This window comes from Pseudomonas sp. xss_2 (genome assembly GCF_043104195.1).
GTDB lineage: Bacteria > Pseudomonadota > Gammaproteobacteria > Pseudomonadales > Pseudomonadaceae > Aquipseudomonas > Aquipseudomonas urmiensis.
Genome location: NZ_JBICKL010000055.1, coordinates 40750 through 54072 on the forward strand (window position 1 = coordinate 40750; position 13323 = coordinate 54072).

General features: G+C 63.5%; 10 protein-coding genes. 1 reads left to right on the plus strand and 9 read right to left on the minus strand.

Translation table 11 applies throughout. The features are described 5' to 3' along the window. Positions 1–24 precede the first annotated feature (24 nt). Positions 25–1371, minus strand: a complete 1347-nt coding sequence (pmbA, locus tag ACF8K2_RS13235) for a metalloprotease PmbA (RefSeq protein WP_186554030.1) — start codon at positions 1369–1371, stop codon at positions 25–27. A 108-nt stretch (positions 1372–1479) separates the two neighbouring features. Here pmbA and yjgA point away from each other — a divergent pair, with 108 nt between their 5' ends. Then, complete coding sequence (gene yjgA / locus ACF8K2_RS13240) at positions 1480–2001, plus strand: ribosome biogenesis factor YjgA (protein ID WP_186554031.1); 522 nt, start codon at positions 1480–1482, stop codon at positions 1999–2001. Positions 2002–2037: 36 nt separating this feature from the next. Here the strand turns inward: yjgA and tldD are convergent, their stop codons facing one another. From tldD to mreB, 8 genes are all read right to left on the minus strand, one after another. Continuing rightward, positions 2038–3477: a metalloprotease TldD gene (gene tldD, locus ACF8K2_RS13245; RefSeq protein WP_186554032.1), complete on the minus strand. Its 1440-nt coding sequence runs from the start codon at positions 3475–3477 to the stop codon at positions 2038–2040. A 2-nt stretch (positions 3478–3479) separates the two neighbouring features. Beyond that, a complete protein-coding gene (locus tag ACF8K2_RS13250; RefSeq protein WP_186554033.1) occupies positions 3480–4331 on the minus strand; it encodes a carbon-nitrogen hydrolase family protein in 852 nt (283 codons plus the stop codon). Between the two features lie 8 nt (positions 4332–4339). After that, a complete protein-coding gene (locus tag ACF8K2_RS13255; RefSeq protein ID WP_392465198.1) occupies positions 4340–8161 on the minus strand; it encodes a YhdP family protein in 3822 nt (1273 codons plus the stop codon). A gap of 73 nt (positions 8162–8234) precedes the next feature. Beyond that, positions 8235–9692 carry a ribonuclease G gene (gene rng, locus ACF8K2_RS13260; protein ID WP_186554035.1) on the minus strand — a complete coding sequence of 486 codons (1458 nt, stop codon included), beginning with the start codon at positions 9690–9692 and terminating at the stop codon, positions 8235–8237. Positions 9693–9758: 66 nt separating this feature from the next. Beyond that, complete coding sequence (locus ACF8K2_RS13265) at positions 9759–10358, minus strand: Maf family protein (protein ID WP_392465199.1); 600 nt, start codon at positions 10356–10358, stop codon at positions 9759–9761. A 33-nt stretch (positions 10359–10391) separates the two neighbouring features. Continuing rightward, positions 10392–10880 carry a rod shape-determining protein MreD gene (gene mreD / locus ACF8K2_RS13270; protein WP_186554037.1) on the minus strand — a complete coding sequence of 163 codons (489 nt, stop codon included), beginning with the start codon at positions 10878–10880 and terminating at the stop codon, positions 10392–10394. Further along, positions 10880–11887: a rod shape-determining protein MreC gene (gene mreC, locus ACF8K2_RS13275; RefSeq protein WP_392465200.1), complete on the minus strand. Its 1008-nt coding sequence runs from the start codon at positions 11885–11887 to the stop codon at positions 10880–10882. The genes mreD and mreC overlap by 1 nt, the downstream gene beginning before the upstream one ends. Positions 11888–12112: 225 nt before the next feature. Next, positions 12113–13150 carry a rod shape-determining protein MreB gene (gene mreB, locus ACF8K2_RS13280; protein WP_003255163.1) on the minus strand — a complete coding sequence of 346 codons (1038 nt, stop codon included), beginning with the start codon at positions 13148–13150 and terminating at the stop codon, positions 12113–12115. Positions 13151–13323: the final 173 nt, after the last annotated feature.

A 13323-nucleotide genomic window follows, 5' to 3' on the forward strand; every position in this document is an offset into this window, starting at 1 on the left:
CAAGCCCGCTCCCACGAGCTAAACTCAGCTGCCTGCTACTGTCATGCGCTCGATCAGTACCGAGCCGCTGTGAATGTTGCTGCGCGTTTCGATATCGCTGCCAATCGCTACAATTTGCTGGAACATGTCTTTCATATTGCCGGCGATAGTCACCTCCTGCACCGGGAACTGGATCTCGCCATGTTCGACCCAGAAGCCCGCCGCACCGCGTGAGTAGTCACCGGTGACCATGTTCAGGCCATGCCCCATCAGCTCAGTCACCAACAAGCCACGGCCCATGCGCCGGATCAACGCCGCCTGGTCTTCCTCGCCATGGGTAACGAACAGGTTGTGCACCCCTCCCGAGTTAGCGGTGCTGGGCAAACCCAGCTTGCGCCCGGAGTACGTGCCCAGCAGGTAGGACACCAGCTCGCCGTTTTCGACGAACGGCTTGGCATAGGTTGCCAGGCCATCACCATCGAAGGCAGCACTGCCCAACGCTCGCGGCAGGTGCGGGCGCTCGTCGAGGGTCAGCCAGGAGGGGAACAAGCGCTGGCCAATCGCGCCTTCCAGGAACGACGACTTGCGATACAAGTTGCCGCCGGAAATCGCCCCCAGGAAGCTGCCGAACAAGCCACCGGCAAGCTCTGCCGAGAACAGCACCGGCACTTCACAGGTCGGCACCGGCCGCGCGCCCAGACGACTGGCCGCACGCTGCGCGGCACGCAGGCCGATGCTGCGGGGGTCGGCCAACAGCTCGCCCTGGCGGTTGACGTCGTACCAGTAATCGCGCTGCATCTGCCCGTCGCCTTCGGCGATCATCACGCAACTGAGGCTGTGCCGCGTGGAGGCATAGCCACCGATGAATCCATGGCTGTTGCCATAGACCCGGCAACCCTGGTGGGTATTGAGGGTGGTGCCATCGGCGTTCTTGATCCGCGCATCGGCCTCGAACGCAGCCGCTTCACAGGCCAGGGCCTTTTCAATGGCTTGCTCCGGATCGATGTCCCAGTCGTGGTACAGATCAAGCTCGGGGATATCCCGGGCCATCAGCGCGGCATCGGCCAAACCTGCGCACTCGTCCTCAGAGGTGTGCTTGGCAATCGCCAAGGCCGCTGCAACCGTTTCGCGAATCGCCTCCGGGCCACTCGCCGAGGTGCTGGCCGAGCCCTTGCGCTGGCCAACATAGAGGGTGATGCCAAAGCCTTGGTCACGGTTGAACTCGACCGTTTCCACTTCGCGCTGGCGCACCGTGGTGGACAACCCCTGCTCCAGCGACACCGCGACCTCGCAAGCGCTGGCGCCTTGGCGACGCGCCTCGGCAACGATCGCTTCGACTTGCTCCTGCAATGCCGGCAGGTCCTTGGGGCCTATGCTCTGGACTGCACTCATGGTCTTCTCCACTCAAATTCTGCTTACGGCGAGGGTCATTCTACGACCGGGCCGGACAAGCGGCCCCCGACTGGTTATCATGGCGGCGTTTTCCAGCGGACTGCCACCATGGTTGATTCATACGACGACGCCTTCGACGGCGAAAAAAGCAAAACCCAGATCAAGCGCGAGCTGCATGCGTTGGTCGAACTGGGCGAGCGCCTGACCACGCTCAAGCCCGATACCCTGGCTCTACTGCCCCTGACCGATGGCCTGCGCAAAGCGCTGGCCGAATCGAGCAAGCACACCGCGCACGGCGCCCGCAAACGTCACATGTCGTTTGTCGGCAAGCTGATGCGCGACCAGGACCTTGACGCGATCCTCGCTCTGCTCGATCAGATCGACAGTTCGACCCGCCAGTACAACGAGCGTTTCCACGGCCTGGAGCGCTGGCGTGATCGCTTGGTCGACGGCACTGACGAAGACCTGGAGCGTTTCATCAACGAGTACCCCGAGGCCGACCGTCAGCACCTGCGTTCGCTGATCCGTCATGCCCAGCACGAAAAGGCCCGGAACAAACCGCCGGCCGCTGCGCGCAAGGTGTTCAAATACATCCGCGAGCTCGACGAAACCCAGCGCGGCCTGCGCTGAGTAACGTCATTTGGGGCTGCAGCGCAGCCCCAGAAATCACCCGCCGGTTCCGCCAACGGTAATCGCATCCAGTTTCAGCGTCGGCTGCCCAACGCCGACCGGCACCGACTGGCCATCCTTGCCACAGGTCCCGACACCACTGTCCAGGGCCAGGTCATTGCCGACCATCGACACCCGGCTCATCGCCTCCGGACCATTGCCAATCAACGTCGCACCTTTGACGGGCGCGGTGATTTTGCCGTCTTCGATCAAGTACGCCTCGCTGGTGGAGAAGACGAACTTGCCGCTGGTGATATCGACCTGGCCACCGCCCAGGTTGGCGCAGTAGATGCCCTTCTTGACCGAAGCGATGATCTCCGCCGGATCACTCTCGCCCGCACGCATGTAGGTGTTGGTCATGCGCGGCATCGGCAGGTGGGCGTAGGACTCACGCCGGCCATTGCCGGTGACGGCCATGCCCATCAGGCGTGCGTTGAGCTTGTCCTGCATATAGCCTTTGAGGATGCCGTTCTCGATCAGCGTGGTGCACTCGGTCGGCGTGCCTTCGTCGTCGACGCTGAGCGAGCCACGGCGATCTTGCAGGGTGCCGTCATCGACGATGGTGCACAGGCTGGAGGCGACCTTCTGGCCGATCTTGCCGCTGTAGGCCGAGCTGCCCTTGCGGTTGAAGTCACCTTCCAGGCCATGCCCTACGGCTTCGTGCAGCAGCACCCCGGACCAGCCCGGCCCCAGCACCACAGGCAAGGTGCCTGCTGGCGCAGGCTGCGCTTCGAGGTTGACCAGCGCCTGACGCAAGGCCTCGCGGGCATACCCCATGACTCGCTCGTCGGTGAAGAAGCGGTAGTCGGTACGACCGCCACCGCCCTGCCCGCCGCGCTCGCGACGGCCATTCTGCTCGACGATCACGCTGACATTGAAGCGCACCAATGGGCGCACGTCGGCGGCCAGGCTGCCGTCAGCGGCGGCGACCAGGATGCGTTCCCAGACCCCAGCCATGCTCACGCTGACCTGTTGGATACGTGGATCGAGCGCACGCGTGGCGACATCGACGCGCTTGAGCAGCTCGACTTTCTCCGCCCGGCTGAGCACATCCAGCGGGTTGTTCGGCGCATACAAAGCAGCGACGTCCTGGCTGCGGAAGGCCTGTACCGTGCCGTTCTGGCCGGCGCGGGAGATCGAGCGGGCGGCACGGGCGGCCGAAGTCAGCGCTTCGAGGTTGATCGCGTTGCTGTAGGCGAAGCCGGTCTTCTCACCGGACAGGGCACGCACGCCCACGCCTTGGTCAAGGTTGAAGCTGCCTTCCTTGACGATACCGTCTTCAAGGGCCCAGGTTTCCGAGATCTGCCCTTGGAAGTACAGGTCGGCGGCATCGATGCCTGGCCCGGCCAGCTCGCCCAGCACTGATTGCAGGCTGTCGAGGGTCAGACCGCCCGGCGCCAGCAGATGATCGCTGACAGTGGTTAACATCTCGCTCATAGTCACTCCGAGGTGTGCGCAGGCCGCAAGGCGTCCTGCGAGAAAAAGCGCCGGTGCTTGATCACCGGCATCCGCGCCCGTATGGACGCTTGTTCATCGCTGTCACGTTCTGCCAGCAGGACGGCTTCGCCGCTCGCCTGCTGCGCAACGATTCGCCCCCAGGGGTCGACAATCGCCGCATGACCGTGGGTTTCCCGGGGTCCGGGATGCGTGCCACCTTGCGCCGCAGCGAGCAGGTAGCACTGGGTTTCGATCGCCCGCGCGCGAATCAGCACCTCCCAGTGCGCCGCACCGGTCACGGCGGTAAAAGCCGCCGGCGCGGTAATCAGCTCCGCTCCGGCTGCACGCAAGGCACTGTACAGCTCGGGAAACCGCAGGTCGTAGCACACCGACAGGCCCACGCGTCCCACCGGCGTATCGGCAACCACCACTTGGCTGCCGTGGGCATAGTCATCGGACTCGCGATAGCGGCCGCGGTTGTCCGCAACATCGACATCGAACAGGTGCAGCTTGTCATAGCGAGCGGCCACCTCCCCGTGCTCGTCGATCAGCAGCGAGCAGGCATGCGACTTGGCCTCAGGCTGGCCGACCGGCGGCAACGGCAAAGTACCGGCGACAATCCATAACTTGAGGTCGCGGGCGGTGCGTTTCAACCAGGGCAGGATCGGCCCTTGCCCGAATGCCTCGGCGCGACCGATGGCTGCGGCGTCACGGCGACCCATGGCGGCGAAGTTCTCCGGCAACACGGCCAGCCGTGCCCCGCCCTCAGCGGCTTGTTCGAGCAGGGCCTGGGCACGCTGCAGGTTGGCCAAAATGTCATCCTGGCTGACCATCTGAATCACCGCTGACTTCATCCCAGCTCCTAGCGCGACTTTTCGAAAGGTTTCACAAAGGTGATTTTAGGCTCTTTCCATGGCCCCTCGACGCGATAATGCACGCTGGCAAACCGCGCTACCCGGTCACCGATCAACCGATCGACCAGGAACAGTGCGCCACCGATGGCCGGTGCCCCGACAATCAGCGCTGCCAGTGGCAGGTTATTGGTCACCGGCAGGGTCACTCGCAAGTTAGCGTTGACCCGGTCGCGGACCATGTCCAGGGTGCCATCAAGCTCGAAGTTGCTCGACGGCCCGGTAACAGTGATCGGCTCACGGGTCACGTAGACCCCCTCGCTGCCCACCAGCAGGCCTTTGACCCGATCATAGGCCAAGCCCTTGTCGAACAGGTCGGAAAAGTCCAGGCGCAGGCGCCGGCCGATCGAGTTGAAGTTCAACAGGCCAAATACCCGCAAGGCCTGGGCACTGCCCTCGACTTCGACGAACTGGCCGGTGCGCAGCGCGGCATCGAGGCTGCCGGAGTAGCTCTTCAGCCCCACTGCAGCCGGCGAGCCAGGCCAGCGCCCGTCGACATCCAGGCGAAAATCTCGGCTGGTGACCGTTGGCGCAAAGCCAAAGCCCTTGAGCACATCAGCCAGGTTCTTGCCGTCCAACCGGCCCTTGTACCAACTGCCGGTAGCACCTGGATCGCCTTCCCAGCCGCCGCTGCCATCGATGTGCAGGCCTTTGATTTCGATGTCGATATCATCGAAAGAAACGCCGCGCGGGGTGGGGCGCAATTTCAACGCCCAGTTGCCGAACAGATCGTCGCCGCGGTACAGCTTGTCGATGGTCAGGTCCAGCGCGGGCACCTTGCGCGGGTCGAACGTGGCCAGCGGATCGGGGCCATCCTCGCTCTGGGTTTCGGCAGGATCGGCAGGCGGCAGACGCAAAGTCTGCAACTTGACCACCATCGGCTGCGCCTTGGCGTCGGGGATGCGTGCGTTGCCCATCACTTCGCGGCTGTCCAGGCGCAGGTCCCAGGCATTAGCAGCGCGGGCCAGGCGCACCACGGCCTGGTTCAAGTCCATGCCGAAGGCCTTGAGCTTGCCGATGCTCAGGTCAACCCCTTGCAGATTCTGCCGGGCACTGCCGCCAGGGTCTTGTCCGGCGAAGCGTTGCGCCTGCTGCTGCCAGGGCTCCAGGTCCAACGTTTCCAGCCGGCCGCGCACGCGCAGACCCTGACCAGAAGGCACTTGCGCCTCGCCCGTGCCCAGTAGCAGCTCACCGCGGCCCTGATCCAGCTTGTCGCCAGGCGCGGCATAGGCAAAGCGGGCAAGATCGCTGTAAGCGGCATCAAATCGTCGTTCGGCGCCCTGCAGGGTCATGCTGAAGCGGCTATCACGCGTCTGCTGGGCCGTCTTGCCAAACGGCGCCGGCAAATCGATGGCCAGCCCCTTGAGTGACGAATTGACGCTCAGGCGATTGTCCCGGCTGCCCAGGCTCAACTGCAGCTGATAAGGCAGCTCACCACTGGCTGGCAAGGTCTGCTTGAATTGCAGCCAGTCGGTCAGGGCCTTGAGCGCCACCTGGCCGGAGGCATTGATCCGGGTCTGCATCTGGCCAGGCTGACCTTCGGCGCTGATTTGCGCGCTGACCGGCTTGCCGAAGGCCTGCAAGGTGATGTCCTTGCCGCTCAGGCCTTTGTCGAAGTCGAAGCTGAAATCGCCTTTGAGCTTGTTCAATTCCAGGGTTGGCGGGGCGACTTTCAAGCGCGCATCAGCAGTGGTGAAATCCACCCGCACTTTCGGCCGTTCGCCGCGTGCCAAGGGAATATCCAGTTTGACCTTGCCCTTGAGCGGCCCTTCGCCTTCCCAGCCCGCAAAGATCTCGCCAGTGCCGATCGGAGCTTGCTGGAGGATCTTCAGGCCGTCGCCCAGGCCGCCATCGAAGTCGCCATCCAGATACAGATGACTGTGCTGGCCTTCTTCGACATGAGGAATATCGACGCTGACATCGCTGACTTGGGTATCGAGCAGCTGGCCGCGCTGGGCCTTGATGCGCACGCCGCTGTCTTCGATCAGTACATCACCGGCAACGTGCTGCACCTGCGGCCAGCCAGGCTGGAAGTCCAGCGCTGCATCGCGCACCTTGAAGAACAGGCTGATGCTGCGCGCCTCAGGCGTCGCGCCGTGGTTCAGCGAACCTTGATACTGGAAATAACCCTCATCGACCGTGCCTTTGACGATGGCGCTGCGCAGCCATTCATCGAGTGCCGGGCTGAGCACTTCAGGCAGGTACTTGGCGGTATAGCGCCCGTCGCCTTCGGTCAAGCCGACGCGCAGGTCCATGTAGTCTTCGCGCCCTTCTTCGAACAGCAGGCGGATGAGGAAGTCGCCAGCGATCTTGCCCTCCTCGCCCAGCACCTTCAGATACGGCGCGATCAAGGTGAAGCCTTCTTTGTCCAGGCGCCAGTTCAGCTGGGCGTTGGCCTTCTGGTAATGCCAGGGTTTGGCGAAGATCGGGTACAGGTGCAGCATGAAGGCATCGGTGTCCAGGCGCAGTTCGCCTTGGCCCAGGTCGCCGGCGATGCTGCCACTGACATTCCCGGCCGCTGGAGCACCGTGATAGGCATCGAAACCGACTCGCTCCAGGTTGGCGGCAAACTGCAAACGCTGATCACCTTCGGCCTTGGGCCGGATATCCAAATGCACATTGCGCAAGGCACCTGTCACGTTCAGGCCATCGACTACCGCCATGACTTTTTCCGGTAGCGGTGCCAGGGCATTGATCAGCGGTGTCAGTGGGGTCAGGTTGAGGCGGTCGGCCTGGACGGACCAGGTTTCATCGGCAGGCGTCTGGCCCAACTGCTGGCGTGCTTGCAGGTGAGTTTCCCAGCGGGTCTTGCCGATGCTCGCCGCCAGCGAGTCGAGGACGACTGCATAACCCTCTTTATCGCGCTGGACCCACGCCGAAAGCGCCAGGTCTTCCAGGCTTACCGCTTTGCGCTGGCCATAGGCGCCGCGTAACTGCGGGGCATTGAGGCGAACCGCCGCCTGCTGCAATTGGCCATTGCGCCAGTCGATCCACAGTTCGCCGCCGGCCTTGAGGGCATTGGCCTGCCACTGGCCGAGCAAGCGCGGCGGCAACCAGCGCGCCCAATCGCTCTGCGGCAAGCTCAGGTAACCTTGCAACGAACCCTCACGCCACGTACTGGCGCTGGCGCGACTGCGCAGATTGACTGCCAGCGGCTGGCCGTCCGGCAAGGTGGCACGCAGGTCGACGGCCTGGCGCGAGGCGCCGGCCTGCAGGCCAAGGCTTACGTAGGTGAGGGTCAGCGGGTCGCGCTGCCAGGGGTGCAGGGTCACCTGGCTGTCGAACACATCGATACGGCCCAGCTGCTGCAAGCGTTGCAGCGCTTGCGCAGGATCGAGCGGGCTATCGTCTTTTTTCGGCAGGCCTTCGAGCACCCAGGCGCCTTGCTCGTCCTCGCGCAGAATCAGTTGCAGGCCGCCCAGTTGAATCCGTGCCAGGCGTATTTCGCGGGCCTTGAGGCTGGCCCACAGATCAGGCACCACCCGCACATCGTCCAGACGCAGGGCGTCAGCGCCCTCGCCCAATTGCAGATCACGCACGCGCAACACCGGTGCCAGGCCGCTCCAGCGCCCTTCCAGCGCACCTACGTGCACAGGCAAGCCCAAGGCCTGCTCGGCCTTGCTCTCTACATCAGCGCGGTATTCGGCTACCAGCGGTACCAGTTGCCGACCGAGGCTGACATACAGCGCCACCAGCACCGCCAACAGGGCGCACAGGCCCAGCCCCCAGCGGGTCAAGGCGCTCAGAACGCGGGTCAGACGTCCCATGGCCATGGCCCTCCAAGTCGTGCCTTAACTATGGCCCCAAGCCTGGTTTTCGCCAGCTGGCGAAGGGTTTCAGAACGCGTCAGAGGAGCACCACATCGTATTGTTCCTGGGAGTACATGGACTCGACCTGGAAGCGAATGGTTCGACCGATGAAGGCTTCAAGCTCGGCGACATTGCCCGATTCTTCATCGAGCAGGCGGTCGACCACCTTCTGATTGGCCAGCACTCGATAGCCCTCGGCCTGGTAGGCGCGCGCCTCCCGGAGGATCTCGCGGAAGATCTCGTAGCAGATGGTTTCAGGGGTTTTCAGCTTGCCGCGCCCCTGGCAGCCGGCGCATGGCTCGCACAGGACCTGCTCAAGGCTTTCACGGGTGCGCTTGCGGGTCATCTGCACCAGGCCCAACTCGGTGATGCCGATGATGTTGGTCTTGGCGTGATCACGTTCGAGCTGCTTTTCCAGAGTGCGCAGGACCTGGCGCTGATGCTCTTCGTCTTCCATGTCGATGAAGTCGATGATGATGATCCCGCCGATATTGCGCAGGCGCAGTTGCCGGGCAATGGCGGTGGCCGCCTCCAGGTTGGTCTTGAAGATGGTTTCCTCAAGATTGCGATGACCGACGAAGGCGCCGGTATTGACGTCGATGGTAGTCATCGCCTCGGCCGGATCGACTACCAGGTAACCACCGGATTTGAGCGGTACCTTGCGCTCCAGGGCTCGCTGGATCTCGTCCTCGACGCCGTACAGATCGAAGATCGGTCGCTCGCCAGGATAATGCTCCAGACGATCTGCGATCTCAGGCATCAGCTCGCCGACGAACTGGGTGGTCTTCTGGAAGGTTTCCCGCGAGTCGATGCGGATTTTCTCGATCTTGTGGTTGACCAGGTCGCGCAGGGTCCGCAGGGCCAGGCCGAGATCTTCGTAGATGACGGTCGGCGCGCCGCAGGTCTGGATCTGGCTGCCGATCTGCTCCCACAGGCGGCGCAGATAGCGGATGTCCTGGAGGATGTCTTCCTGGCGCGCGCCTTCGGCGGCGGTGCGCAGGATGAAGCCACCGGCGTCCTTGATGTTCTCCTGCTCGACGCAGTTGCTGACCACCTGCTTGAGGCGCTCGCGCTCGGCTTCGTCTTCGATCTTCAGGGAAATCCCGACATGACTGCTACGCGGCATGTACACCAGGTAGCGCGAGGGAATCGACAGCTGGGTGGTCAGCCGAGCGCCCTTGGTGCCGATGGGGTCCTTGGTCACCTGCACCACCAAGGCTTGGCCTTCATGCACCAGCGCCGTGATGGTTTCCACCGCCGAGCCTTCGCGCTGGGAGATCTCCGAGGCATGGATGAACGCTGCGCGCTCCAGGCCGATGTCGACGAAGGCCGCCTGCATGCCCGGCAACACCCGCACCACCTTGCCCTTGTAGATGTTGCCGACAATGCCGCGGCGCTGGGTGCGCTCGACATGCACCTCTTGCAGGACACCGTTTTCCACCACTGCCACGCGCGATTCCATCGGGGTGATGTTGATCAGGATCTCTTCACTCATGGCAGGCTCTCGTCAAAGGTCTTGGATAATGATGGATCGCTGACCGATCCCTGGCTAGCGAAGCGTTCAATCCTCTGGCTGAGCCGCCGGCAGTTGCCAGCAGGCAATGGCGAATTGACCGAGCAGATCGGCGGTTTCGCTCAGGGGCAAGCCGACCACTGCCGAGTAGCTGCCGACCAGGCCGGTGACGAACACCGCGCCCAGCCCCTGGATGGCGTAGCCACCGGCTTTGTCCAGCGGTTCGCCGCTGGCCCAGTAGCGGGCCGCTTCGTCGCTACTGATCGGGCGAAAGCGCACAGTGCTGCTGACACACACGCTCAAGCAACGCTGGCCATCGTTCAGCGCTAGCGCAGTGAGCACTTGATGCTCACGGCCTGCAAGGTCGGCGAGCATGGCCATGGCATGTTCACGGCTCTCAGGCTTGCCCAGGATGCGCCCATCGAGCACCACTGCTGTATCTGCACCGAGCACTACCGCCGGGCCTGACACCTGGCCAAGACCTGCGGCGGCCTTGGCCCGCGCCAAGCGCTCGACATAGGCCGGAGCAGTTTCACCAGGCAACGGGGTTTCATCGATGGGGGCACTGATCGTGGTGAACGGCACGCCGATCTGGGTCAGCAGTTCACGACGGCGCGGCGAGCCGGAGGCTAGGTACAGCGGGGTCATGGGACAGCTCCCTGTCAGTCGCGGCGTTGCCGGTCAGTGGATGTGCAAGCGACGGCGAATATCGCGCAAGGCAAAGCTGATCCACGGCCAGAGCAAGGCACTGATCACCGCTGACCAGACCAGCGCCAGGGTCGGCAGGCGATTGCCGGTGAGCGCGCTCAACCACAGCTGGATCAGCTGGGCGATGCCGAAGATCACCAGGATCACCAGGCTTTGTTGCCACATGGGGAACATACGCAGGCGCTGTTGCAGCGACAGCACCAAGAAGGTGATCAGGGTCAGGATCAATGCGTTCTGCCCCAACAGCGTGCCATACAGCACGTCCTCGGCCAGGCCGAGGATGAACGCGGTGGTCATGCCGACCTTGTTCGGCACTGCCAGCGCCCAGAACGACACCAGCATGGCCAGCCACATCGGGCGGAAGACTTCCATGAACTGCGGCATCGGCGAAACGCTGAGCAGCAGGCCAATGACGAAGGTCAGCCAGATGAACCAACCGTTCTTACTGCGCGAACTGGCCATCAATGCCTCCCAGGTTGGCTCGGCGCCACAGGCGCCGCTGCCGGATTGACGGGGGCTGCGCCCTGGGTAGCAGGTGCGGCCGGAGTGGCCGGTGCGGCGCCTGTCGGCGCAGCCGGGGCCGAGGTAGCAGCGGGCGCCGTGGACGGGCTACCGCTAAGCGGAGCGGGTGCCACACCTTTACGGTCGGCTTCCTCCTGGGCGATCGCCGCCTCGGTGGCACGCTCTTCCGGTGTGCGCCGGTCACTGAACACCAGCAGCATGTAGCGGCTGCGGTTCAGCGCGGCGGTAGGGATGGCGCGGACAATGGCAAACGGCTGGCCGGAGTCGTGGATCACTTCGTTGACCGTGGCCACCGGGTAGCCTGCCGGGAAGCGCTGGCCCATGCCCGAGCTCACCAGCAGGTCGCCTTCCTTGATGTCGGCGGTATCGGCGACATGCCGCAGCTCCAGGCGCTCCGGGTTGCCGGTGCCACTGGCGATGGCGCGCAGGCCGTTGCGGTTGACCTGCACCGGAATGCTATGGGTGGTGTCGGTCAGCAGCAGGACCCGCGAGGTGTACGGCATCAACTCGACCACCTGGCCCATCAGGCCACGGGCATCGAGCACCGGCTGGCCGAGGAACACGCCGTCGCGCTCGCCCTTGTTGATCAGGATGCGGTGGGTGAAGGGGTTGGGGTCGACACCGATCAGCTCGGCGACCTCGACCTTCTCGTTGACCAGTGCCGAGGAGTTGAGCAGTTCACGCAGGCGCACGTTCTGCTCGGTCAGCGCGGCCAGCTTCTGCAGCCGCCCTTGCAGCAGCAGGGCCTCGGTCTTGAGCTTCTCGTTCTCGGCGGCCAGCTCGGTGCGGCTGCCAAACTGGCTGGCCACGCCTTGCCACACGCGCTGCGGCAGGTCGGTCAGCCAATAGGATTCCATCAGCACCAGCCCCATCTGGCTGCGTACCGGTTTGAGCAAGGCAAAGCGCGAGTCGACCACCATCAGCGCGACCGACAGGACCACCAGCACCAGCAGGCGAACGCCCAGCGAAGGGCCCTTGGAGAAAAGCGGTTTAATGGGCCGTTCCTCGTGGACGACGATTCAGGAGGTCATTGGACATGGAGCAATGCACCGGCCTGCTGCGGGTTGACGGAAACAGCGCCCAACGGACGCCAGCCCAGCGCATACAGGTAGCACTGCACGTGCCACCTGTAAACCGGGCGATCATTACCGAACGTTGGACAACGCCGTGGATCACTCGCTCGAGAGCAGGTCCATGGCGTGTTTGTCCATCATTTCCAACGCACGACCGCCGCCACGGGCGACGCAGGTCAGTGGGTCTTCGGCGACGATCACCGGCAGGCCGGTTTCCTGCGCCAGCAGCTTGTCCAGGTCGCGCAGCAGGGCGCCACCACCGGTCAGCACCAGGCCGCGCTCGGCGATGTCCGAGGCCAGCTCAGGCGGCGACTGCTCCAGGGCGCTCTTGACCGCCTGAACGATGGTCGCCAGCGACTCTTGCAGGGCTTCGAGCACTTCGTTGGAGTTGAGGGTGAAGGCGCGTGGCACGCCCTCGGCCAGGTTACGGCCGCGTACGTCGACTTCACGCACTTCGCCACCTGGGTAGGCGGTGCCGATTTCCTGCTTGATGCGCTCGGCGGTGGATTCGCCGATCAGGCTGCCGTAGTTACGACGCACGTAGGTCACGATCGCTTCGTCGAAGCGGTCGCCGCCAACGCGAACGGACTCGGCATAGACCACGCCATTGAGCGAGATCAGGGCGATTTCAGTGGTACCACCACCGATATCGACGACCATCGAACCACGCGCCTCTTCGACCGGCAGGCCGGCACCGATAGCGGCAGCCATTGGCTCTTCGATCAGGAACACTTCACGTGCACCGGCGCCGAGGGCCGACTCACGGATGGCACGGCGCTCGACCTGGGTCGATTTGCACGGCACGCAGATCAGCACACGTGGGCTGGGCTGCAGGAAGCTGTTTTCGTGGACCTTGTTGATGAAGTACTGCAACATTTTTTCACAAACGCTGAAGTCGGCGATCACGCCGTCCTTCATCGGACGAATGGCAGCAATGTTGCCAGGCGTACGGCCCAGCATGCGTTTGGCTTCGGTACCGACGGCGACGACGCTTTTCTGGTTGCCGTGGGTACGGATGGCAACAACCGAGGGCTCATTCAGGACGATACCGCGCTCACGCACGTAAATAAGGGTGTTGGCAGTACCCAGGTCGATGGAAAGATCGCTGGAAAACATGCCACGCAGTTTCTTGAACATGGGAAAGTGACCCTGGGGAAAGCGTGGGTAAAAAAGTGCGGCAAACTCTAACAATGGCAGGGATTTTGGGCAAGGAGCCAATATGTTAAATTGGCAGTTTTTCCGAGCAAGCCTGCAGATGATCGCGGCCCTTTGACCGCCAAAATGCTGGCATGTTCCTGATCGCGGACCTA

Coding starts and splice junctions, on each gene's coding strand:
- mreB (WP_003255163.1), bottom strand. CDS start 13,150: ATGTTCAAGAAACTGCGTGGCATGTTTTCCAGCGATCTTTCCATCGAC.
- tldD (WP_186554032.1), bottom strand. CDS start 3,477: ATGAGCGAGATGTTAACCACTGTCAGCGATCATCTGCTGGCGCCGGGC.
- mreD (WP_186554037.1), bottom strand. CDS start 10,880: ATGGCCAGTTCGCGCAGTAAGAACGGTTGGTTCATCTGGCTGACCTTC.
- ACF8K2_RS13265 (WP_392465199.1), bottom strand. CDS start 10,358: ATGACCCCGCTGTACCTAGCCTCCGGCTCGCCGCGCCGTCGTGAACTG.
- pmbA (WP_186554030.1), bottom strand. CDS start 1,371: ATGAGTGCAGTCCAGAGCATAGGCCCCAAGGACCTGCCGGCATTGCAG.
- ACF8K2_RS13250 (WP_186554033.1), bottom strand. CDS start 4,331: ATGAAGTCAGCGGTGATTCAGATGGTCAGCCAGGATGACATTTTGGCC.
- ACF8K2_RS13255 (WP_392465198.1), bottom strand. CDS start 8,161: ATGGCCATGGGACGTCTGACCCGCGTTCTGAGCGCCTTGACCCGCTGG.
- rng (WP_186554035.1), bottom strand. CDS start 9,692: ATGAGTGAAGAGATCCTGATCAACATCACCCCGATGGAATCGCGCGTG.
- yjgA (WP_186554031.1), top strand. CDS start 1,480: ATGGTTGATTCATACGACGACGCCTTCGACGGCGAAAAAAGCAAAACC.